19 protein-coding genes and 2 riboswitches are annotated in these 21,341 nt (G+C 73.5%); of the genes, 11 read left to right on the top strand and 8 right to left on the bottom strand.

The genetic code is table 11. From position 1 onward, the window contains the following. Window positions 1-27 precede the first annotated feature (27 nt). From lanKC to V6U82_RS23250, 6 genes are all read left to right on the top strand, one after another. Window positions 28-2,673, top strand: a complete 2,646-nt coding sequence (lanKC, locus tag V6U82_RS23275) for a class III lanthionine synthetase LanKC (protein ID WP_334464509.1) — start codon at window positions 28-30, stop codon at window positions 2,671-2,673. Window positions 2,674-3,027: 354 nt separating this feature from the next. Then, window positions 3,028-4,293: an MFS transporter gene (locus tag V6U82_RS23270; RefSeq protein ID WP_334464507.1), complete on the top strand. Its 1,266-nt coding sequence runs from the start codon at window positions 3,028-3,030 to the stop codon at window positions 4,291-4,293. 146 nt (window positions 4,294-4,439) lie between these two features. Next, window positions 4,440-5,150, top strand: a complete 711-nt coding sequence (locus V6U82_RS23265) for a hypothetical protein (protein ID WP_334464505.1) — start codon at window positions 4,440-4,442, stop codon at window positions 5,148-5,150. A 536-nt stretch (window positions 5,151-5,686) separates the two neighbouring features. Continuing rightward, entirely contained in the window at window positions 5,687-6,685 is a 999-nt protein-coding gene (locus tag V6U82_RS23260; protein ID WP_334464503.1) for a tyrosine-type recombinase/integrase, read from the top strand. Between the two features lie 40 nt (window positions 6,686-6,725). Then, window positions 6,726-7,745, top strand: coding sequence for a hypothetical protein (locus V6U82_RS23255; protein ID WP_334464500.1), 1,020 nt, complete (start codon window positions 6,726-6,728; stop codon window positions 7,743-7,745). After that, window positions 7,744-7,825, top strand: a riboswitch (ZMP/ZTP riboswitch). (Overlaps the previous gene by 2 nt.) Window positions 7,826-7,838: 13 nt before the next feature. After that, on the top strand, window positions 7,839-8,705 hold the full coding sequence (locus V6U82_RS23250; protein ID WP_334464498.1) for a bifunctional 5,10-methylenetetrahydrofolate dehydrogenase/5,10-methenyltetrahydrofolate cyclohydrolase: 867 nt from the start codon (window positions 7,839-7,841) through the stop codon (window positions 8,703-8,705). A 3-nt stretch (window positions 8,706-8,708) separates the two neighbouring features. Here V6U82_RS23250 and V6U82_RS23245 read toward each other — a convergent pair whose 3' ends face one another. Further along, window positions 8,709-9,488: an endonuclease/exonuclease/phosphatase family protein gene (locus V6U82_RS23245; RefSeq protein WP_334464496.1), complete on the bottom strand. Its 780-nt coding sequence runs from the start codon at window positions 9,486-9,488 to the stop codon at window positions 8,709-8,711. 174 nt (window positions 9,489-9,662) lie between these two features. Between V6U82_RS23245 and V6U82_RS23240 the strand changes: the two genes are divergently transcribed. Both V6U82_RS23240 and V6U82_RS23235 read left to right on the top strand, forming a co-directional pair. Further along, on the top strand, window positions 9,663-10,436 hold the full coding sequence (locus tag V6U82_RS23240) for a sulfite exporter TauE/SafE family protein (protein ID WP_334464495.1): 774 nt from the start codon (window positions 9,663-9,665) through the stop codon (window positions 10,434-10,436). Continuing rightward, window positions 10,421-11,224 (top strand): GNAT family N-acetyltransferase, encoded by an 804-nt coding sequence (locus tag V6U82_RS23235; protein ID WP_334464493.1) that lies wholly within the window; start codon window positions 10,421-10,423, stop codon window positions 11,222-11,224. The genes V6U82_RS23240 and V6U82_RS23235 overlap by 16 nt, the downstream gene beginning before the upstream one ends. Here the strand turns inward: V6U82_RS23235 and def are convergent. Continuing rightward, entirely contained in the window at window positions 11,204-11,713 is a 510-nt protein-coding gene (gene def / locus V6U82_RS23230) for a peptide deformylase (protein WP_334464491.1), read from the bottom strand. The two genes, V6U82_RS23235 and def, sit on opposite strands and share 21 nt — an antisense overlap. Window positions 11,714-11,812: 99 nt before the next feature. Between def and pip the strand changes: the two genes are divergently transcribed. After that, entirely contained in the window at window positions 11,813-12,763 is a 951-nt protein-coding gene (gene pip / locus V6U82_RS23225; protein ID WP_334464489.1) for a prolyl aminopeptidase, read from the top strand. Between the two features lie 31 nt (window positions 12,764-12,794). Here pip and V6U82_RS23220 read toward each other — a convergent pair whose 3' ends face one another. Next, window positions 12,795-13,988, bottom strand: coding sequence for a chorismate-binding protein (locus V6U82_RS23220; RefSeq protein ID WP_334464488.1), 1,194 nt, complete (start codon window positions 13,986-13,988; stop codon window positions 12,795-12,797). 123 nt (window positions 13,989-14,111) lie between these two features. On the opposite strand from V6U82_RS23220, the gene V6U82_RS23215 reads away from it, so the two are divergent. Then, window positions 14,112-14,312: a DUF5999 family protein gene (locus V6U82_RS23215; RefSeq protein WP_013286363.1), complete on the top strand. Its 201-nt coding sequence runs from the start codon at window positions 14,112-14,114 to the stop codon at window positions 14,310-14,312. 94 nt (window positions 14,313-14,406) lie between these two features. Here the strand turns inward: V6U82_RS23215 and gcvP are convergent, their stop codons facing one another. Next, window positions 14,407-17,229: an aminomethyl-transferring glycine dehydrogenase gene (gene gcvP, locus V6U82_RS23210; RefSeq protein WP_334464485.1), complete on the bottom strand. Its 2,823-nt coding sequence runs from the start codon at window positions 17,227-17,229 to the stop codon at window positions 14,407-14,409. A gap of 73 nt (window positions 17,230-17,302) precedes the next feature. Next, window positions 17,303-17,393, bottom strand: a riboswitch (glycine riboswitch). Window positions 17,394-17,450: 57 nt separating this feature from the next. Next, window positions 17,451-18,293: an NAD-dependent protein deacetylase gene (locus V6U82_RS23205; RefSeq protein WP_334464483.1), complete on the bottom strand. Its 843-nt coding sequence runs from the start codon at window positions 18,291-18,293 to the stop codon at window positions 17,451-17,453. An 88-nt stretch (window positions 18,294-18,381) separates the two neighbouring features. On the opposite strand from V6U82_RS23205, the gene V6U82_RS23200 reads away from it, so the two are divergent. Then, window positions 18,382-19,038, top strand: coding sequence for an NAD(P)H-binding protein (locus V6U82_RS23200; RefSeq protein ID WP_334464481.1), 657 nt, complete (start codon window positions 18,382-18,384; stop codon window positions 19,036-19,038). Window positions 19,039-19,087: 49 nt separating this feature from the next. Here the strand turns inward: V6U82_RS23200 and V6U82_RS23195 are convergent, their stop codons facing one another. From V6U82_RS23195 to V6U82_RS23185, 3 genes are read right to left on the bottom strand one after another with little or no spacing between them, the layout of a single operon-like run. Continuing rightward, a complete protein-coding gene (locus V6U82_RS23195) occupies window positions 19,088-19,768 on the bottom strand; it encodes a DivIVA domain-containing protein (RefSeq protein ID WP_128136778.1) in 681 nt (226 codons plus the stop codon). After that, complete coding sequence (locus tag V6U82_RS23190; protein WP_128136777.1) at window positions 19,765-20,940, bottom strand: globin domain-containing protein; 1,176 nt, start codon at window positions 20,938-20,940, stop codon at window positions 19,765-19,767. The genes V6U82_RS23195 and V6U82_RS23190 overlap by 4 nt, the downstream gene beginning before the upstream one ends. Window positions 20,941-20,942: 2 nt before the next feature. Further along, the gene (locus V6U82_RS23185) at window positions 20,943-21,332 is read right to left on the bottom strand and encodes a group I truncated hemoglobin (protein WP_128136776.1); all 390 of its coding nucleotides are present in this window, start codon (window positions 21,330-21,332) and stop codon (window positions 20,943-20,945) included. Window positions 21,333-21,341: the final 9 nt, after the last annotated feature.

The raw sequence follows: 21,341 nt of genomic DNA, 5'->3' as shown, positions 1-21,341 counted from the left end.
CCATCCGTCACGGCCGCGAGGTTTGCCATGCCCACGCCCGGTGCGTTCCTGATCGCCGACCCGGTCCACGTCGACTCACCGGCGTACGTCGCCGACACGGCGAGCCGGTTCCCGCTGGCCGACCAGACCCCGCCCGACGGCTGGCGCGTCGCCGAGCACGGCGGCTGGGTCATGTGGCACCCCATCCAGGCGCGGCTGCCGCAGCAGGGCTGGAAGGTGCACGTGTCAGTGCGCCTCGACGACGCCGCCGACGTGCTCGACCTGGTCCGCGACCACTGCGTACGCCACCACGTCGCCTTCAAGTTCCAGCGCAGCCGCCGGCTCGCCCTGGTCAACAACGAGAAGTACGCCCACCGGGCCGGCAGCGGCAAACTCGCCGCCCTCTACCCGGCCGACGACACCGCCCTGCGCCGCGTCCTCGACGACCTCGGCGCCCGGCTCGCCGGCTACCGCGGCCCGTACGTCCTCAGCGACCTGCGCTGGCACGACGGCCCGCTCTACCTGCGCTACGGCGGATTCGCCGAACTCTGGTGCGTCGACGGCGACGAACCCGTCCCCGCCGTCGCACGCCCCGACGGAGCCCTCGTCCCCGACCGGCGCGAACCCGTCTTCACCGTGCCCGACTGGGCCCCCGTACCCGACTTCGTCGCCGAACGCATCGCGGCGGTAGCCGCCGAAACCCACGACGACCCGCCGTACCGCATCGACGAGGCCCTGCACCACTCCAACGCCGGCGGCGTCTACCGCGCCACCGACCTGCGCGACGGCCGCACCGTCGTCCTGCGCGAGGCCCGGCCGCTGGCCGGGCTCGACGGAGCCGGAACAGACGCGCTCACCCGCCTGCGCCGCGAGGAGGACATGCTGCGGCGACTCGCCGGCCTCGACTGCGTACCGCGACTGCTCGACCGCCTCACCTGGTGGGAACACGAATTCCTGGTCGAGGAGTACGTCGAGGGGGACACCCTGCAACACCACCTCGCCATGCGGCACCCCCTGATCCACCCCGACCCCACCGACCAGGACCTGGCCGACTACACCGCCTGGGCGCTCGACGTCGTCGACCGGGTCGAGACGGCGCTGTCCCAGGTACACGCCAGGGGAGTGGTCTTCGGCGACCTGCACACCGCCAACGTCATGATCCGCCCCGACGGCCGGATCGTGCTCGTCGACTTCGAACAGGCGTACCTGACCGACGAGGACTTCACCCCGTCCCTGGGCGACCCCGGCTTCGCCACCCCGCGGATACGCCGCGGCCCGGCCGTCGACAGGTACGCCCTGGCCTGCCTCCGGCTCGCCGTCTTCCTACCGATCACCCAGCTCACCGCCCTGACCGACGAGAAGTTCCACGACCTGACGACCGCCGCCCGACGGTTCCCCCTGCCCGCCGGCTACCTCGACCGCATCCGGGACGACCTGCACACCGCACACGCCACGCCCACCACCGACGGCGCCGCCACCACCGCACCCGACCGCAGCCGCGTCACCCGCTTCCCCTGGCCCACCGCCCAGACCGCCGACCACACCCCGCTGCTCGAATCACTCGCCGCCGGAATCCGCGCCACCGCCACACCACACCGCACCGACCGCCTCTTCCCCGGCGACCCCGGACAGTTCCCGCACGGCGGCGCCACCCTCGCGCACGGCGCCGCCGGCGTCATCTGGGCACTGGTCACCACCGGCGCCGACTACCCCGAACGCGACGAACACCTCGACTGGCTCGTCCGCGCCGCACGGCGCCTACCCGCCACGCACCTCGGCCTCTACGACGGCCTCGCCGGCATCGCCGCGCTGCTGGACCGCACCGGACGCCACGACGACGCCGCGGAACTACTCGACCGATGTCGCACCGGCCTCCACGACCGGTACGGTCCCGGCCTGCACAGCGGCCTCGCCGGCATCGGACTCGCCCTGCTCCGCACCGGCCGGCCCGTCCCCGACGACGCCCTGCGCATCGGCGACCGGCTCACCCGCACCCTCACCGGCGACACGAAACAGCCCCTACCCGAACCCGCCCGCCCCGGCCTGCTCCGCGGCTGGTCCGGCCCGGCCGTCTTCCTCACCCGGCTCCACGAAGCCACCGGCGACCCGGCCTGGCTGCGCGCCGCCCGCACCGCCGTCCGCCGCGACCTCGACCACACCGTCCGCGACGACAAAGGCAACCTGCACGTACGCGACGGCGCACGACGACTGTTCTACCTCGACGAAGGCAGCGCCGGCATCGCCGTCGCCGCACACACGCTGCTCCGCCACGGCGAACGCCCCTGGCTGCGCGACGTCGTCACCACCGTCCGACGAACCGTCGACGTCGAATTCGTCCTGCTGCCCGGCCTCTTCCACGGCCGCGCCGGACTGCTCGCCACCGCCGCCCTGCTCGCCGACGACCCACCACCGCACCGGCCGCACGCCATGCGTCCCGTCGGCCTCGTCCGCGACGGCGCGGCCCGCCACCACCCGGCACACCTGACCCGGCTCGCCTGGCACGCGTACGCCCTCGACGGCCACCTCGCGTTCCCCGGCGACACCCTGCTGCGGATCTCGACCGACCTGGCCGCCGGCGGCGCCGGAATCCTGTCCGCGATGCACGCCGCGCTGCACCACACCGGAGTCACCCTGCCCTTCCTCCACGCGCCCACCCACATCGCGTCCACCGACCACCTCCTCGCCGCGAGCTGAACCCGCCGGCACCCACAGACCCCGTCGGACCCACCGACGGCCCTCCGGACGACACCGGAGACCCGACCACCACACCCACGAAGGAGGTGAACCCCCATGACGAAGCTCCTCAACCTGCAGGCCATGGCCACGCAGAACGGCACCCGCCACGCGGTCCCGCCGCAGTCCAGCAGCATCAGCATCGCCTGCTGCAACGGCTGAGACGGCAGTGGCGACAGGGCCAACGGCCCCGGCCACACCTGATCCGCCTGGCGACCCGGGCGGGCGGCCCCCCGCCCGCCCGGGTCCGTCGTCAACCCGCCCCACAGCCGGTGAAGCCGACCTCCCGCCCGCCACCACGCCAACGGAGCCCCCATGCCACCCACCGGCCTGCGACACAACCGCGACTTCCTCCTGATCACCGTCGCCCGGACCGCCTCCAAACTCGGCACCCAGGTCACCGCCGTCGCCACACCGCTGCTCGTCCTGATGATGACTGGCTCCGCCACCGACGCCGGCCTCGTCGCCTTCGCCGAGGGCATGGCCCTCGTCCTCGTACTCCTGCCCGCCGGCCTGCTCGCCGACCGCCGCGACCGGCGCATCGTCATGCTGTGCTGCGACGGCGGCGCGCTGCTCGCGGTCACCGGCGTCATCGTCCTCGCCCTCGTCGGAGACGCGCCGGTGCTGCTGATCGCCGTCCTCGCCGCCGCCACCGCCGGTCTCGGCGCCGCTCTGCAACCCGCCGCCGCGGCAGCCACCCGCGCCGTCGTCCCGGCCCGCGACCTGCGTACGGCCACCGTGTTCAACGAGACCCGCAACGGCGTCGTACACCTGGCCGGCCCACCGCTCGGCGGCTTCCTGTTCGGCCTCGCCCCGGCACTGCCGTTCCTCGTCGACGCGATCTCCTACGCCGTCTCCCTCGTCGCCGTGGCCCTGCTGCGCGGCCCGCTCGGCCGGTCCCTGACCGAGCCGGGGGAGTCCCTGCCCCGGCAGGCGGTCGCCGGTGTCCGCTTCCTGTGGCGCCACCCCTCCCTGCGGTTCACGCTGCTCAGCGGCGCCGTCCTGAACTTCGCGTTCGCCGGCGTGCTGCTGGCGATCATCGTCGTGCCGGTCCGCAACGGCGCCTCCGGGCTGTCCGCCGGAACCGTCATGGCGTGCGTCGGGCTCGGCGCCGTCGCCGGGTCACTCGTCGCGTCCTGGCTGACCGCCCGGATACCCACCCGCTGGCTGATCCTCGCGGTCATCTGGGCCTGCGGCGTGCTGACCGCCGCCATGGCCGCCACCGACAACGGACTGGTCCTGGGCGCGCTGGCCGGCGCCTGCGTCCTCGTCGTACCAGCGGCCAACATCAGCATGCTGACCCTCCAGACGCTACTGACCCCCGGCGACCTCCAGGGCAGGGCGAACGCCGCCACCAGCTTCATCGCGCTGATCGTGGCGCCGTTCGGCCCGGCGCTGTCCGGTCTGCTGATCGACCGGGTACCGGCCCCGATGGTGTTCGGCAGTTTCGCAGCCGTCATGCTGGCGCTCGCCGTCGTCGCGGCCGTGGCGCCCGCTGTACGCGCCATGCCCGATCTGCGGTCCGTCGAGGACGTCCAGGAGGCGGGCGAGGCCGAGCACCGCGACCCGCAGCCGGTCTGAGCCGGCCGGCGCAGGGGAGAGGCGCCGGTCGACGGCCCGCTCCGCATGACCGACCGGGACATTCGGATGATCACGAGAGCGCATCGTCCGTGCCACCACCATGGAGTGCCCTTCCCGTGAACGGCCACAAGGGACGAGGTGCCGCCATGGAGCTGCGCAGGAACCGACAGGCGCTGTGGAGCGGCCTCGCGATCTTCGTCGTCGGCGTGGCTTCGCTGCTCCACCTCACGCCCTCGTCAACCGTCAGGTGGGCCCTCGTCGGCCTCTGGCTGCTGGCGGCCGGCGTGTTCGTCGCCTACCAGCTCAGGCCGTTCCGGTTCCGCATCGGCGCCGACGGGCTGGACCTGCGGGTCGCCGGGCTCCACCGGCTGGTGGCGTGGGCCGAGATCGAGGCAGTCGTCCTCGACCAGCCGCTGACGTCGGGCGGCCGGAAGCAGAGAGCCGCATCGGTGTTGCTGGTGCCGGCCACCGCCTCGACGATCGATCGTCGGCTCACCGGCCGCAGCCCGGTCGACGGCCGGCCCGCCCTGGTGCTGCTCAACCTCGACCAGGTGCAACAGCCGCCGAGTGAGGTGGCGGCAGCACTGGCCCACTTCGGGGGAAGCCGCTTCACCGACGCCCGGCAGCGGGCTCCGCAACGATCGGGGGCCCGGCCGGACCTGGATGCACTGAGCTGGTTGTCCGACCTGACGCCGCGGGTCCAGAAGGCGCTCGACTCGGGCGACGCGTCGCAGCGGCAGGCGCTCAGGGCAGAGGTCGACGCGGCGCTCGCACGACTGTCCGAGGAGCCGGCCGACAGTGGCCGGCCACGGATGGACAAGCTGCTGAAGGCGATGTCGGACGCAAAGCCTGCCTGAGCCCCTCGTCCGCCCAGGTTCGATAATGTACATTATGTCAAGTAATCGGGAAGCGGGCCTCCCCGGACGCACACCGAGCGGCTGACCGCCGGAGCGCCCGACGGGGACGCACTTCCCTGCGCGCGGATCGCAACGCTGTTCAAAGCGGGCGCCGGAACGCCCTTCGGCCACAGCACGCAGCTGGGACTCGCCCGAGGTGATCAGCACTGAGGCCGCGAGGCCGCCGACCGACCGGCCCAGGCGCCTTCGACGCCGCCATCCGCAGGCGGCGGCCTCCGCCGCCCGGACCAACCCCCACGCACAGCGACCCACCGCCCGACCACCCCGGCCACGCCCCTCGCCGCGCCCCAGACTCCGTCGATCATGAAGCTGGCGGCAGTCGGTGTCCACTTTGTCGCCGTCAACTTCATGATCGACGGAGCGGGCGGACCGGGGTAACCGGGGGCCCGGGCGGGCAGGTCGGGCGCGGGGATCTTCACCACGCTCCCCCGGCGGGCGCTCTGGCGGGAAAGCGAGAATCATGCATAATATCCCTTATGCATGACAAACCGGACGAAACGGTGAGGGCTCTGATCGAGGAGTTCCTGACCGCCCGGGCCACCCGCAAGCCCTCACCGCACACCCTGGCCGCGTACCGCAGGGATCTGACCACTGTCGCCGAGCTGGTGGCGGCGGACGGTGACACCACTCCCCTCCCCCTGGACCGGCTGGCGGTCAGCGCCCTCTCCCCCCGCGTGATGCGCGCGGCGTTCGCGCGGTTCGCCGCTCCCCGCGCCGCCGCGTCGGTCCATCGCGCCTGGTCGACCTGGAACAGCTTCTTCACGTTCCTGGTCGCCGAGGGTGTCGTACCGGGAAATCCGATGCCGGCGGTGGGGCGGCCCCGCACGCCGCTCCCCCGGCCCAAGCCGCTGCGGGGCGAGGACACCCCGGAGGAGCTGCTCGCGGCGGTGGCCCGGGCGGAGGGCCGGCAGCGTGATCCGTGGCCGGAGCGCGACCTCGCGGTGCTGGCGCTGGCGTTGTGCGCGGGGTTGCGGCTGTCGGAGCTGCTGGCGCTGCGGGTGTCGTCGGTGGCCGGGCGTGACGGCGAGCGGCGGGTGGATGTGGCGGGTAAGGGTGGGCGTCCGCGTACGGTGCCGATCGAGGACGCCGTGGATCGGGTGCTGGCCGGCTATCTGGACAGCCGGCGGCACCGGTTCGGGTCGCGCAGTGTGCGGCCGGACGCCCCGTTGCTGGTGGATCGTCAGGGTGAGCCGTTGCGTCGGGGCGGGCTGCAGTACCTGGTGGAGTCGTGTTACCGGCGGGCGGGCATCGGTGACCGGGTGCCGCGGGGCGCTCGGTTGCACGCGTTGCGGCACACGTTCGCGACGCGGTTGGCGGAGGACGGGGCGAGCGCGGCGGAGATCATGCGGTTGCTGGGTCATGCGTCGTTGGCGTCGTCGCAGACGTACATCGAGGTGACCGCGGGCCAGCAGCGGGCGGCGGTGGCGGCGAACCGTACCAACCGGGCGTTGTCGGGGTTGACGCCGCCGCGGTGACGGGCGCGCGGCGGTCCGGCCTGCTGGCAGGATCGGCGGGATGCGGGTTGGTGCGGCGCGGGCGGTGGCGGTCGGGTGGGTGCGGGAGCGGATGCGCGTCGATCCGTCGATCGAGGGGGCGTTCTTCAGCGGGTCGACAGTGGGGTTGCCGGACGACGCGGTGCTGCCGGTGTGGTCGGACGTGGACGTGTTGCTGGTGCGCCGGGAGCCCGGCGCGAAGGTGGGCAAGTTCGTGCATCGGGGGGTGCTGCTGGAGGTCAGCGCTGTCACGTGGGAGGAGTTGGGTGGCCCGGAGGACGTGCTGGGGTCGTGGGTGTTCGCGCCGATGTTCCGTACCGACGGGGTGATCGCGGATCGGTCGGGCCGGCTGGCCGCGGTGCGGGAGCGGGTGGCGGCGGGGTTCGCGGATCCGGTGTGGGTGCGGGCGCGGTGTGCGGGCGTGCGGCGGCGGATCGAGGGCGGGTTGCGGGCGGTCGGTGGGTCGGCGCCGGTGGCGGAGCAGGTGCTGGCGTGGGTGTTTCCGACGTCGTTGCTGGCGGTGTGGCCGGCGGTGGCGGGGTTGGCGGATCCGACGGTGCGGCGGCGGTACGTGCGGGCGGATCAGGTGTTGTCGCGGTTCGGGTTCGCGGATCGGTATGCGGGGTTGCTGGACACGCTCGACGGCGGCGGGGCGGGTGTGGCCGCGGCGCGGGTGCGGGAGCATCTGGCCGGGTTGGCGGTGGTGTTCGACGAGGTGGCGCGGTTGCCGCGGGAGGGGTTCGCGTTCGGGGCGGATCTGGGTGCGGCGGGGCGTCCGGTGGTGTTCGACGGTGCGGCTGAGTTGATCGAGGCGGGCCGGCATCGGGAGGCGATGTTCTGGGTGCTGGTGACGTACGCGCGGTGTCATGTGGTGTTGGGTGCGGTGGCGCCGGAGCGGGAGCGGGCGTTCGGGGCGGTGCTGGCTGATCTGGGGGTGGCGTCGGCGGCGGATCGGCGGCGGCGGGCGGACGGTTTGCTGGCGGCGTTGCCGGGGTGGCAGGCGGTGGTGGATGCGGTGGCGGCGGAGGCTGTGGCAGGCTGAGGGGGAACGCGACTGGCGGCACGGGGATGGGTGAACCATCGGGGAGCTCGTCGTGGGGGTCGACCGCCTGGGCCTCCGCGGGCGAGGTGTCGTATGTCTTCTGCGCGGTTGTTGCCGGGTGCCCCGGTGGCGGAGCGGGTGTTGTCGGAGGTCGCCGCGTCGGTGGCGGAGCTGCGTGCGGCGGGGGTGACGCCGGCGCTGGCGACGGTGCTGGTGGGTGACGACGACGCGAGCGCGGGTTATATCCGGATCAAGCAACGTCAGGCGGCGGAGCTGGGTTTCGTGTCGCCGCACGTGCATCTGCCGGCGTCGGCGTCGCAGGCGGATCTGCATGCGGTGCTGGCGGATTTCAACGCGGACAAGACGGTGCACGGGGTGCTGGTGCAGTATCCGATTCCGGGTCACCTGGATTACGACCGGGCGTTGGCGGTGCTGGATCCGGACAAGGACGTGGACGGGATGCATCCGGTGAACATGGGCCGGCTGGCGTTGGGGTTGCCGGGTCCGTTGCCGTGTACGCCGGCGGGGATCGAGGCGTTGCTGGCGTTTCACGGTGTGCCGGTGGCGGGCCGGGAGGTGGTGATCCTGGGCCGGGGTGCGACGTTGGGCCGGCCGTTGGCGATGTTGCTGGCGCAGAAGCGGCCGACGGCGAACGCGGCGGTGACGGTGGTGCACACGGGTGTGGCGGACTGGCCGCGGTACACGCGGCGGGCGGAGATCCTGATCGCGGCGGCGGGGGTGCCGGGGATCGTGCGGCCGGAGCATGTGCGTCCGGGTGCGGTGGTGGTCGGTGGCGGCGTGCGGTACGAGGGGCGGCGGTTGCTGCCGGACGTGGACGAGTCGTGTGCCGAGGTGGCGGGTGCGATCACGCCGCGTGTGGGCGGGGTGGGTCCGACGACCGTGGCGATGTTGTTCCGCAACGTGGTGGAGGCGGCGCGGCGGCAGAGCGGTCTGGGCTGAGCGTCAGCCGAGGTCGACGACGAGGGGCCGGTGGTCGGAGATGGTGGCCAGCGGGGTGTGGACGGCGGTGACGGGTGGGAGCCGGTCGAGGCCGTGTCGGTCGGCGAGGATGTGGTCGAGTTGGACGCGGGGTTGCCCGGCCGGGTAGGTGGGGCGGCGGGCCAGGGGCTGCCAGCGGGTGAGCGCGGCGGCGGGGCCGGCGGGCAGGTTGAGGTCGCCGAGCAGGATCCGGGGTGCGGGCAGGGTGCGCAGGACGCGGACGACGCGGCGTAGTTGCCAGACGTTCCAGCCGGGGACGAAGGACAGGTGGGTGGCGGCGACGGTGAGCGGGCCGTGGGGGGTGTCGAGGACGGCGGCGAGCACGACGCGGGGTTCGTCGCGGAGCAGGACGAGTCCGCCGCCGGGGCCGGGTGCGTAGATGGGTGAGCGGACGGGGGCGGCGCGCAGGCGGGTGACCTGCCAGGAGCGGACGGGGTGGCGGCTGATCAGGCCGATGCCGTAGAGGGGTTCGCCGTCGCCGTCGTCGTCGTGGGTGAGGGGGCGGAACTGTTCGCCGGGGGTGCCGACGACGGCGGCGGCGAAGCGGTGGTGGTCGGCGTGCAGGGCGCGGGCGGCGACCGCGGTGAGGTCGAGTTTGCCGCTGCGGGTCTGGTCGCGGTCGACTTCCTGGAGGGCGAGGACGTCGGCGTCGAGGTCGGTGACGGCGGCGGTGAGCCGGTCGGGGTCGACGAGCCCGTCGGTGAGGGAGCGGCCGTGCAGCAGGTTGAAGGTGGCCAGGCGCACCTGGACACCCTACGTCGTCGTGGGAGTCTTGCCGGGTGCTGAAACTGTTGTGCTGTTCGATGCTGGTGTTCGTGGCGGTGGGGTCGGCCGGGGTGTGGTTGCGGCGTCGCCGGGGGCGGTGAGGCTGGCCACAGGTGGCCTCGCCGCTGGTGGCGGCGTGGGCAGAATGCGGCGGTGGATGCCCTGTCGTTGACGACGTTGCTGACCGCTGCCCTTCTGGCCGGGTGGGTGGACGCGGTGGTGGGTGGCGGCGGTCTGTTGTTGTTGCCGGCGTTGCTGGTGGCGGCGCCGGGTGTGCCGGTGGCGACGGCGTTGGGCACGAACAAGCTGGCGGCGATCTTCGGTACGTCGACGGCGGCGGTGACGTACGCGCGGCGGACGAAGCTGGACTGGGCGGTGGCGGGTCCGGCGGCCGGGTTGGCGGTGCTGACGGCGGGGTTGGGTGCGGCGTTGGCGGGTGCGGTGCCGGGGAGTGCGTACCGGCCGGTGGTGCTGGTGGTGCTGGTGGCGGTGGCGGTGTTCGTGCTGGCGCGGCCGTCGTTGGGTGTGGTGGCGTCGCCGCAGCGGCGGACTCGGGCGCGGGTGGTGGTGGCGGTGGCGGTGGCCGGTCTGGGTATCGCCCTGTACGACGGGTTGATCGGGCCGGGTACGGGCACGTTCCTGGTGTTGGCGTTCACGGCGATTCTGGGTTCGGATTTCGTGCACGCGTCGGCGATGGCGAAGGTCGTGAACGCGGGTACGAATCTGGGTGCGCTGGTGGTGTTCGGGTTGACCGGGCACGTGTGGTGGGCGCTCGGTGCGGCGATGGCGGTGTGCAATGTGGTGGGGGCGGCGGTGGGCGCGCGGATGGCGTTGCGCCGGGGTGCCGGGTTCGTGCGGGTGGTGCTGCTGGTGGTGGTGCTGGCGCTGGTGGCCCGGTTGGGTTACGACCAGTGGATGGCGGGCTGATCGCGGTGGCGGTGCGGGCGGAGCACGACCGGGCGGTGCTGGCGGGTCTGCTGGGCCGGGATCCGGTGTTGCACGCGTATCAGTTGGGTGATCTGGACGATTTCTTCTGGCCGTACACGTCGTGGTTCCGGCGTGGCGACCAGGTGGTGTTGCTGTATCACGGGGTGGAGTTGCCGACGTTGCTGGCGTTCGCGGCGCCGGGTCGGGTGGCGGAGATGGCCGGGTTGCTGGTGGAGGCGGCGCCGGTGTTGCCGGCGCGGATGTGGGCGCACCTGTCCCCCGGTCTGGAGGCGGCGCTGGGCCGCTGGTTCGTGGTGTCGGAGGCGGCGGCGCATCACCGGATGGCGTTGACGGATCCGGGCCGGTTGGCGGCGGTGCCGGCGGTGGGTGAGCCGTTGGGGCCGGCGGACGCGGCGGAGCTGGCCGGGTTGTACGCGGTGGCGTATCCGGGGAACTGGTTCGACGCGCGGATGCTGGAGACGGGCCAGTACGTGGGTGTGCGGGAGCGTGGCCGGCTGGTGGCGGTGGCGGGGGTGCACGTGTTCTCGCCGCGGTGGCGGGTGGCGGCGCTGGGTAACGTGACGACGAATCCGGATGTGCGGGGGCGTGGTCTGGGTGCGGGTGTGGTGGCGGCGTTGTGCGCGCGGCTGCGCGGGTCGGTGGATCACGTGACGTTGAACGTGCGGGCGGACAACGCCGCGGCGGTGCGGTTGTACGAGCGGCTGGGGTTCTCCCGGGTGGCCGGGTTCACCGAGTGCGCGTTGACGTCAGCGGCCGCGGCTGGGTGAGTCGAACCGGCCGGCGCGGATCTCGCGCAGGGCGCGGCGGCGGGTGTCGCCGCGCAGGGTGTCGACGTAGAGGCGGCCGCGCAGGTGGTCGGTCTCGTGTTGCAGGGCGCGGGCGAGGAAGCCGCTGCCGGTGATGGTGAGGGGTTCGCCGTGCTGGTCGTAGCCGTGTGCGGTGGCGTGCATGGCGCGGGGGGTCGGGAAGTACAGGCCGGGGATGGACAGGCAGCCTTCCTCGTCGTCCTGGAGTTCGTCGGACACCTCCAGGGTGGGGTTGACCATGTGGCCGCGGTGGCCGTCGGCGTCGTAGACGAACACCTGGGTGTTGACGCCGATCTGGGGTGCGGCGACGCCGGCGCGGCCGGGTGCGCCGAGCAGGGTGTCCATCAGGTCGGTGACGAGGGCGCGCAGTTCGGCGTCGAAGCTGGTGACGGGTTCGCTGGGGGTGCGCAGCACGGGGTCGCCGATGATCCGGATGGGGCGCATAGTCATGTCCGGAAGGCTATCCGTTGCTTACCGCTCGTGGGTGGGCACCCGCCGGGGCGGCGGCGCTCGTAGGGTGTGCGGACACCGTCGCAGGGAGGCCGCCGCATGTATCCGCCGATCGAGCCGTACGCGCAGGGCATGTTGGACGCCGGGGACGGGCAGCGCGTGTACTGGGAGACGTGCGGCAACCCGGACGGCCGCCCGGCGCTCGTGGTGCACGGCGGGCCCGGCTCCGGGGCGGGCGCGTCCTGGCGGCGGCTGTTCGACCCGGCCGGCTACCGGATCGTGCTGTTCGATCAGCGCGGCTGCGGGCGCAGCACTCCCCCGGCCTCTGATCCGGCCACCGACCTGTCGGTGAACACCACCGCGCATCTGCTGGCCGACATGGAGGCGCTGCGGGCGCATCTGGGGATCGACAGGTGGCTGCTGTGCGGCGCGTCGTGGGGGTCGTCCCTTGCCCTGGCGTACGCGCAGCGGCACCCGGATCGGGTGAGCGCGCTGGTGCTGTTCAGCGTGGTCGCCAACACCAGCCGGGAGATCGAGTGGGTGACCCGGGACATGGGCCGGATCTTCCCGCAGGAGTGGGCGCGGTTCCGCGACGGCGTGCCCGAGGCCGACCGTGACGGTGACCTGTCGGCCGCGTATGCCCGGCTGGTCGCCGACCCGGACCCGGCGGTGCGGGATCGGGCGGCGCGGGACTGGTGCGACTGGGAGGACGTGCACGTGTCCCTGGCGGGCGGGTACGCGCCGGATCCGCGGTTCGCCGACCCGGTCTTCCGGTACGGGTTCACCCGGCTGGTAACCCACTACTTCGCCAACCGGGGCTTCCTGCCCGACGGGCAGCTGCTGCGCGACGCGGGCCGCCTCGCGGGCATTCCGGGGGTGCTGGTGCAGGGCCGCTTGGACGTCAGCGGGCCACCGGACATCGCCTGGCAGCTGACCCGGGACTGGCCTGATGCGCGGCTGGAGATCGTGGAGTCCGGCGGTCACGGGGGCGGGCACGGCATCGGCGAGCGGGTCGTTGCCGCCCTGGACTCCTTCGCCGCCGCGGGCTGAGCCGCCGCGCGCGGCCGCCACCGGACAGCCGTCAGCCGGCGAGCAGGGCGCGGATCGGGGCGGCCTTGGCGGCGGCCTCGGCGACCTCGGCGGCGGGGTCGCTGTCCCAGGTGATGCCTCCCCCGGCCCACAGGTGCAGCAGGTTCCCGTCGGCGGCGGCGGTGCGGATGGTCAGGCCCAGGTCGAGGCGGTCGGGGCCGACCCAGCCGAGCGCGCCCATGCTCGCGCCGCGTCCGACCGGCTCCAGCGCGGCGATGTGGGCCAGGGCGGCGTGTTTGGGCGCGCCGGTGACCGACCCGCCGGGGCACACCGCGCGCAGCAGGTCGGCCAGGCCGAGGCCGTCGGCGGGCGCCGCGGACACCGTGGACTCCGCCTGCCACAGGTCACACCAGCGGCGTACGGCGAACAGCTCGTCGACGCGCACCGACCCGGTGCGGGCGACGCGGGCCAGGTCGTTGCGTTCCAGGTCGACGATCATGACGTGTTCGGCGCGTTCCTTGGCCGAGGCGAGCAAATCGCGGCGTCCGGCGGGGGTGGCCGGGCGGGTGCCCTTGATCGGGCGGGTGACCAGCCGGCCGCGCTCGACGGCGATGAGGGTCTCCGGGGAGGCGCAGCCGAGCGCCCAGCCGGGGCCGTGCAGGGTGCCGCCGTAGCGGGCCCCGGGCAGCGCGGCGAGGCGGGCCAGCGCGGGCAGCGGGTCGCCGGTGTACGGGGCGGCGGCGTGGCCGACGACGTTGACCTGGTAGACGTCGCCGCGGGCGATGGCGTCGCGGACCGCGCCGACGGCGGCGGCGTGCGCGGCCGGGGTCCAGCTGTCGCGCCAGCCTCCGAGCCGCCACGGTGCGGGGGCCGGCGGCCGGGGTGCCGCCGGGCGGTCGGTGTGGTGGTAGACGACCACGACGAGGTCGGGCAGCGCCGGCGCGGGACCGGGCGCGCCGGGCGACACGCCGATGGCGTACGCGCCGGCGGCGGCGGACAGGTACAGCGCGGCGCCGCACACCCCGACGCCGGGGTCGTGGCGGCCGGGGCGGGACAGGTCGTCGCGGGTGATGCCGTGCGCGGCGAGGAAGCGTTGTGCCAGGTCGGCGGGGTCACCGCCGTCGCCGGTCGACCAGTGCAGGCGGGCGGTCTCGACGAGCCGGCGGCGGCATCCGGGCGGCGCGCCGGGTGCATCGACCTCCACCTGTGGGAGCGCTTCCACGACGTCTGGGCGGTTCCGGGTCATCCGTTCAGCCCATTCTGGGTGAACAAGACGCATCCTTGCTCGTTGCCGCTCAGTTTTCCTTGGTACTGTGCGTCACTGGTCATGTGAACCATGACACAGTGCCCCCACAGTCCGGAGAACCCGATGTGTCAGCACCAGCCCACCTGCCCCTCCGCCGACGCGACCGACCGCGAAGCCGCCCGCGTCCTCGCCTGCTTCCCTGAGCAGGGCTGGAGCCTGCTCTGCAACGGTGTCATCGTCTTCGAGGACACCGGTGAGCTGCTCCCCGACGGGCGCACCATCGCCCCGCACCGGGGTCCGGCCCGCCACGCCCTCGTCGCCTGAGCGATCACGCAGCGTCAGTGAGCGTACGCGCCGGTCATGACCGTCCGGCGCGCCGGCCGGGGCGGCGACAGCCCACCGCCCCGGCGTCAGCCGCTCAGTCCTCGAACGCCTCCGGCGCGGGGCACGAGCAGACCAGGTTCCGGTCGCCGTACGCGCCGTCGATGCGCCGCACCGGAGGCCAGTACCGGCCCGCCCGGTCGACACCCGCCGGGTAGGCGCCCACCGACCGCGGGTACGGGTGGGGCCACTCGTCGGCGGACACCATCGCCGCGGTGTGCGGCGCGTTGGACAGCGGGTTGTCCCCCGCCGGCCACTCCCCCGAGCCGACCTTGTCGATCTCCGCCCGGATCGCGATCATCGCGTCGCAGAAGCGGTCCAGCTCGGCCAGGTCCTCGCTCTCGGTCGGCTCCACCATCAGCGTCCCGGCCACCGGGAACGACATCGTCGGCGCGTGGAAGCCGTAGTCGATCAGCCGCTTCGCCACGTCGTCGACGCTGACCCCGGTGGCCTTGGTCAGCGGCCGCAGGTCCAGGATGCACTCGTGCGCGACCAGGCCCTTGTTGCCGGCGTACAGCACCGGGAAGTGGCCCCGCAGCCGCGCCGCCACGTAGTTCGCCGCCAGGACCGCCACGCCGGTGGCGCGGGCCAGCCCGTCGGCGCCCATCATCCGCAGGTACGCCCACGGGATCGGCAGGATCCCCGCCGACCCGTGGTTGGCCGCCGAGATCGCCGGCCGTCCGTCGGCGCGCGCACCGAGGGGGTCACCGGGCAGGAACGGCGCCAGGTGCGAACGCACCGCCACCGGTCCCACGCCGGGGCCGCCGCCGCCGTGCGGGATGCAGAACGTCTTGTGCAGGTTCAGGTGCGACACGTCCGCCCCGAACCGGCCCGGCTTGGCGAACCCGACGAGCGCGTTGAGGTTCGCGCCGTCGACGTACACCTGACCGCCGGCGTCGTGGACCTTCGCGCACAACTGGGCGATGCCGGTCTCGTACACGCCGTGCGTCGACGGGTACGTCACCATGATCGCGGCGAGCGCGTCCCGGTGCTTGTCGATCTTCGCGTCGAGGTCGACCAGGTCGACGTTGCCGTCGGCGTCGCAGCCGACCACCACCACCCGCATGCCGGCCATCACCGCCGACGCGGCGTTGGTGCCGTGCGCCGACGACGGGATCAGGCACACGTCGCGGTGGGCCTCGCCGCGCTCACGGTGGTAGGCGCGGATCGCCAGCAGCCCGGCCAGCTCACCCTGCGACCCGGCGTTGGGCTGCACGCTCACCGCGTCGTAGCCGGTGACCTCGGCCAGCCAGCCCTCCAGCTGCGCGATCAGTTCCCGGTACCCGGCGGTCTGCTCGTCCGGCGCGAACGGGTGCAGGTGCGCGAACTCCGGCCAGGTGATCGGTTCCATCTCGGTGGTGGCGTTGAGCTTCATCGTGCACGACCCCAGCGGGATCATGCCCCGATCCAGCGCGTAGTCGAAGTCGGCCAGGCGGCGCAGGTAACGCAGCATCGCCGTCTCCGAGTGGTGGCTGTGGAACACCGGGTGGGTGAGGAACTCCGACGTGCGGGCCAGCCCGTCGGGCAGGGCCACGTCGGCGTCGCCGTCGAACCCGTCGACGCCGAACGCCGCCCACACCGCGGCGAGGTGCGCGGGCGTGGTGGTCTCGTCGCAGGAGATGCCGACCCGGTCGGCGTCGACCAGCCGCAGGTTCACGTTGCGCGCCGCCGCGGCCGCCACCACGTCGGCGGCGCGGCCCGGCACGGTCGCGGTGACGGTGTCGAAGAACGCGACGTCCGCGACCTGCACGCCCCCAGCGCGCAGCCCGGCCGCGAGCCGCGCCGCCGCCTCGTGGGTACGCCGGGCGATGGCCCGCAGCCCGTCCGGGCCGTGGTAGACGGCGTACATGCCGGCCATCACGGCGAGGAGCACCTGGGCGGTGCAGATGTTGCTGGTCGCCTTCTCCCGGCGGATGTGCTGCTCGCGGGTCTGCAACGCCAGCCGGTACGCCGGGTTGCCGTCGGCGTCGCGGGACACCCCCACGAGACGGCCGGGCAGCATCCGCTCCAGGCCCGACCGCACCGCCAGGTAACCGGCGTGCGGCCCGCCGAAGCCCATCGGTACGCCGAAGCGCTGGGTGGTGCCGGCGGCGATGTCGGCGCCGATCTCGCCCGGCGGGCGCAGCAGCGTCAACGCCAGCAGATCCGCCGCCACCGTCACCAGCGCGCCCACGCCGTGCGCCGCCTCGACCAGCGCCCGGTGGTCGCGGACCGCGCCGGACGCGCCCGGGTACTGCAGGTGCAGGCCGAAGAACTCCGCCGGCAGCTCGTCCCGCTCGACGTCGATCACGCGCACGTCGATGCCGAGCGGCTCCGCGCGGCTGGTGATCACCGCGACGGTCTGCGGCAGCGCGTCGGCGTCGACGACGTACACCGGGCTCCTGCTCTTGGACGCGCGGCGGGCGAGCGTCATCGCCTCGGCCGCGGCGGTGCCCTCGTCGAGCATCGACGCGTTCGCGACTGGTAGCGCAGTCAGGCCGGACACCATGCTTTGGAAGTTCAGCAGCGCCTCCAGCCGGCCCTGGCTGATCTCCGGCTGGTACGGCGTGTACGCGGTGTACCAGGCCGGGTTCTCCAGCACGTTGCGGCGGATCACCGCCGGGGTGTGCGTGCCGTGGTAACCCAGGCCGATCATGGACACCGCGACGGTGTTACGGGCGGCGAGGGCCCGCAGCTCGGCGATCGCCTCCCGCTCGCCCGCCGGGGCGGGCAGGTCCAGGGTGCCGTGCCAGCGGATCACCTCGGGGATCGCGGCGTCCATCAGCTCGTCGACGGAGCTGTAACCGACGGTGTCCAGCATCCGGCGCTCGTCGTCGCGGCCGGGGCCGATGTGCCGGTCGGCGAACTGCTCTGCGGTCATGCGCTGCGCTCCTTGGTGGGGCGAGGTCGACGGGTCGGCCTCCCCCTGAGTCGCGCTGACGCGCTCCACAGCGCCTGCCCACGTGGTCCTTTTGCCTGAGAGGTTCCGGGGAGAATCTGCCCCTTCGGCGCCGTCGGGTCGACGGTCTCTCCCACGTGGGTGGTACCGGCACCTCCCACGCTACCAGCGGGCGTGTTTCCGGCTCATGTCCCGGGGGTTGATCACACCGGCGCCGGCGCCGCCGTCACCCGGTCGGCCAGCGCGCACAGCGTGGCGCCCAGCGGGGCGTCCAGGCGCAGCGCCGCGTGGGCGTCGCCGCGGGTGACGCCCTGGTTGACGATCGCCACCGGGATGCCGTGGCGGGCCGCACGCAGCACGAACCGCCGCCCCGACATCACCGTCAACGACGACCCGAGCACCAGCAGCGCCCGGGCCCGCTCGACCAGCGCGAAACAGTCCGCGACACGCGGGGCGGGGACGGTCTCGCCGAAGAACACCACGTCCGGTTTCAGCATGCCGGTGCCGCAGAGCCCGCAGTCGACGGTGCGGAACCCGGTCACCGCCTCGTCGGGCAGGTCCACGTCGCCGTCGGGGTTGACGCGCGCCACCCGCGCGCCGAAGCCCGGGTTCGCCTCCGACAGGCGCCGGTGCAGCTCGTCACGGCCGGTGGCGTTGCCGCAGTCCAGGCACGTCACCTCGTCGAGGCGCCCGTGCAGCTCGATCACGCCGGTGGCGCCGGCGGCGGTGTGCAGCCCGTCGACGTTCTGGGTGATGATCCCGCCGAGCAGCCCGGCCGCCTGCAACCGGGCCACCGCCCGGTGCCCGTCGTTGGGCGCCGCCCGGGCGATGGTCTGCCAGCCCAGATGGCTGCGCGCCCAGTACCGTCGCCGGGCCAGCGGATCCCGGGTGAACTCCTGGTACGTCATCGGGGTGTGCCGGCGCGCCGCACCGCTGGGCCCCCGGTAGTCCGGGATGCCCGACTCGGTGGACAGGCCCGCGCCGCTGAGCACCACCACGTCCCCGGCCGCCACCAGCCGCGCCAGTTCCTCGAACGCCTCACTCACCCGTCCATGGTCCCTCACCGGCCCCGCACCTCCCACCCGCTCACCCGGTCGCCCGGCGAGGCCGCCGGGTCCGGGCTAGGTTGAGCGCATGCGCGTCGTCATCGCCGGAGGGCACGGAAAGATCGCCAAACTGCTGGAGCGGGAACTGGCCGGACGCGGAGACACCGCGCTCGGACTGATCCGCAACCCCGACCACGCCGCCGCGCTGCGCGCCGCCGGCGCCGAACCCGTCGTGTGCGACCTGGAACACACCGACGTCGACACCCTCGCCGCCCACCTGACCGGCGCCGACGCGGTCGTGTTCGCCGCCGGCGCCGGACCCGGCAGCGGCGCCGCCCGCAAGGACACCGTCGACCGGGGCGCCGCCGTGCTGCTCGCCGACGCCGCCGTCCAGGCCGGGGTACGCCGCTACCTGCTGGTCTCCTCCATGGGCGTGGACGCCGCGCCCGCCGACGGCACCGACGACGTGTGGGCGGCGTACCTGCGGGCCAAGAAAGCCGCCGAGGACGACGTCGCCGCACGGGACCTCGACGTGACGGTACTGCGGCCCGGCCGGCTCACCGACGACGAACCCGCAGGCCGGATCAGCCTGGCCCGGCACGTCGAACCCGGCGCGATCAGCCGCGCCGACGTGGCCCGGGTCCTGCTCGCCCTGCTGTACGCCCCGGCCACCGCCGGGCACACCCTGGAACTCGTCGGCGGGGACAGCCCCATCGCCGAGGCGGTCACCGCGGTCACCGCCTGACCCACCGGCTACGTCCCGGCCCGCCCGTCGCGGCGGACCGGGACGCCGGTCAACGCTGGTGACGGGACAACGCCGGCTGCGGCGAGCCCCCGCCGCCCTGCGGCAACTCCCGGGCGATCCGCTCCATCGTGCGCGACAACTGCTCACTGCCGTCGTCGAGGTGCCGGGCCGCCGCCTGCATGTGCGAGATCATCATCTCGCCGAAGATCCGCAACGCCTCCCGCGTCGCCACCGAGTCGTCGAAACCGCTCCCGGCGGCGCTGCGGTACTCCGTCACCGCCCGCTCGGCCTCCCGCTTCGCCTCCTCCGCCGCCGCCCGCATGTAACTCTCGTACTGCGTACGGGCGTACTCGGCGACCCGGCGCGCGTAGTCGTGGGCCTGCGCGATGATCTGCTCGGCCTCCCGCTGCGCCGCCGACAACAGGTTGACCTCCTTCGCCGCCGGCGCCACCGCCGCCTCGGTGCTCGGGATCACCCCGTGCCGGTGCAGCTCCAGATGGTCGTTGAGCCGCTCGTTCTCCGCCCGCAGATTCGCCACCTGCGCCGCCAGCAGATCCAGCTCGTCGGCCACCTGCAACCGGAACCGGTCCACATCGGTCTGGTCGTAACCACGCCGGGTGAACGCCGCCGACCCGAACTCCCACCGCCGGACCCGGTCCGAGGTCAACCGCACCTGCACCGGACCGGACACCTGCTGCGCGTCGTAACTGCTGATCGGACCCGCGCTCACCGGTCCACCTCCGTTGCTTGCAACCCGTCCGCGCCGGTCATCGTCCGCCACACCGGGCCGTACCAGTGCTTGCCGTAACCCTCGTGATGCACCTGGCCCGGCTGATACCCGGCACCGGTCAACGCCGCCACCGAATGACCCACCATCTCGTCGGAACCGCACACGTACACGTGCCGCGACCGCCAGTCCCCGTCGGCCAGCACCCGGTCGGCGATACGCACCGACTCGCCCGGCCGGGCCGGATCCGCACCGGCCACGTACGACACCCGCAGCCACGGATGCGTCGCCGCCAACTTGTCGATCGCCTCGCTGTCGTAGAACTCCGTCCGCGAACGGGCACCCACGTACAGGTCCACCCGCCGGCCCGAACCCTCCGCCGCGACCTGCTCCACCAGCGCCTTCACCGGCGCCCAGCCGGTCCCACCGGCCAGCAGCAGCAGATCCGACGACCCGGCCTGCCACAACGTCAGCCGGTCACCCACCGGCGACGCCAGATGGATCTGGTCACCGGCCGCGCACCCGTACACCAGACGCGACGACACCACACCACCCGGCGCGGCCCGCACGTGCAGCTCCACCGTGCCGTCCGGACGCGGCGCGTTCGCCGGCGAGTAGTACCGCCACGACCGCACCGCCGGATGCGACACCCCGATCGACTGGCCGGGCGTGAACGGCAACAGATACTGCGGGCGTACCGTCAGCACCGCCACGTCGAACGTGCGCTGCTCGTGCGTCAGCACCTCCGCCACCCACCACGGCGGCGACTGCGCCTCCGCGGCCTGCGCGCCCTCGGTCATCACCTGCGCGACGAGACCGTACGCCGCGGCCCAGTCCGCGGCCAGCTCCTCGGTCCACGCCTCACCGCAGAAATGCCGCAACGTCGCCAGCAGCGCCTCACCGACCGCCGGGTAGTGCTCGGCGCGCACCGCGAACTTCCGGTGATCCGCGCCGAGATCCCGCAGGAACCCGACCAGCCGGTCCACCTGGTCCACGTGGGACACCACATGCCCCAGCGCCGCCACCAGACGGTCCCGCTGCCCGGCCATGTTCGTGGGGAACATCTGCCGGGTCTCCGGATGCGTCAGGAACAGCGTCGAATAGAAGTAGAGCGGCACCTGGTCGCCGTGCGCGGCGACCAGGGACCAGCTCTGCTTGAGCCGTGCGACGTCCACGCTCAGGCGTCCCCCGCCGACACGACCTGCTCCCGCACCTGCCCGAGCACGACCTGCACGTCGGCGATCACGTCCGCCGGCACACCCAGCTCGACGAGCGTCGCCGTCAGGTGCTCACCGACCTTCGCGTAGTGCCCACCGGTGATGTCCAGCGGCTGGTGCGCCTCGGCCAGCCCACGGCCCGCGTACTCGTTCGGGCCGCCGAGCACCACCGCCAGCATCAGCGCCAGGTGCCGCCGCTGCTCCACCATGTCCACATCGGCGAAGTAGCCGGCCAGATCCGGATCGGCCAGCACCTTGTCGTAGAACAGCTCCACCGCGGCCTTCACCGCGGCCGCGCCGCCGATGCGCTCGTAGTGAGAGATCGGGGTGGTCTCGCTCGTCACCGTCATGCTCGGTCC

Origin of the sequence: Micromonospora sp. CPCC 205554, from assembly GCF_036902745.1 — a bacterium.
GTDB lineage: Bacteria > Actinomycetota > Actinomycetes > Mycobacteriales > Micromonosporaceae > Micromonospora > Micromonospora tulbaghiae.
Note: the sequence above shows the minus strand (reverse complement) of the source record. Positions and strands in the feature narration are given on the sequence as shown.

What these genes read in the sequence shown, in the direction of transcription:
- lanKC (WP_334464509.1), top strand. Translation starts at nt 28, where the DNA reads ATGCCCACGCCCGGTGCGTTCCTGATCGCCGACCCGGTCCACGTCGAC.
- V6U82_RS23270 (WP_334464507.1), top strand. Translation starts at nt 3,028, where the DNA reads ATGCCACCCACCGGCCTGCGACACAACCGCGACTTCCTCCTGATCACC.
- V6U82_RS23265 (WP_334464505.1), top strand. Translation starts at nt 4,440, where the DNA reads ATGGAGCTGCGCAGGAACCGACAGGCGCTGTGGAGCGGCCTCGCGATC.
- V6U82_RS23260 (WP_334464503.1), top strand. Translation starts at nt 5,687, where the DNA reads ATGCATGACAAACCGGACGAAACGGTGAGGGCTCTGATCGAGGAGTTC.
- V6U82_RS23255 (WP_334464500.1), top strand. Translation starts at nt 6,726, where the DNA reads ATGCGGGTTGGTGCGGCGCGGGCGGTGGCGGTCGGGTGGGTGCGGGAG.
- V6U82_RS23250 (WP_334464498.1), top strand. Translation starts at nt 7,839, where the DNA reads ATGTCTTCTGCGCGGTTGTTGCCGGGTGCCCCGGTGGCGGAGCGGGTG.
- def (WP_334464491.1), bottom strand. Translation starts at nt 11,713, where the DNA reads ATGACTATGCGCCCCATCCGGATCATCGGCGACCCCGTGCTGCGCACC.
- pip (WP_334464489.1), top strand. Translation starts at nt 11,813, where the DNA reads ATGTATCCGCCGATCGAGCCGTACGCGCAGGGCATGTTGGACGCCGGG.
- V6U82_RS23220 (WP_334464488.1), bottom strand. Translation starts at nt 13,988, where the DNA reads ATGACCCGGAACCGCCCAGACGTCGTGGAAGCGCTCCCACAGGTGGAG.
- V6U82_RS23215 (WP_013286363.1), top strand. Translation starts at nt 14,112, where the DNA reads ATGTGTCAGCACCAGCCCACCTGCCCCTCCGCCGACGCGACCGACCGC.
- gcvP (WP_334464485.1), bottom strand. Translation starts at nt 17,229, where the DNA reads ATGACCGCAGAGCAGTTCGCCGACCGGCACATCGGCCCCGGCCGCGAC.
- V6U82_RS23200 (WP_334464481.1), top strand. Translation starts at nt 18,382, where the DNA reads ATGCGCGTCGTCATCGCCGGAGGGCACGGAAAGATCGCCAAACTGCTG.
- V6U82_RS23185 (WP_128136776.1), bottom strand. Translation starts at nt 21,332, where the DNA reads ATGACGGTGACGAGCGAGACCACCCCGATCTCTCACTACGAGCGCATC.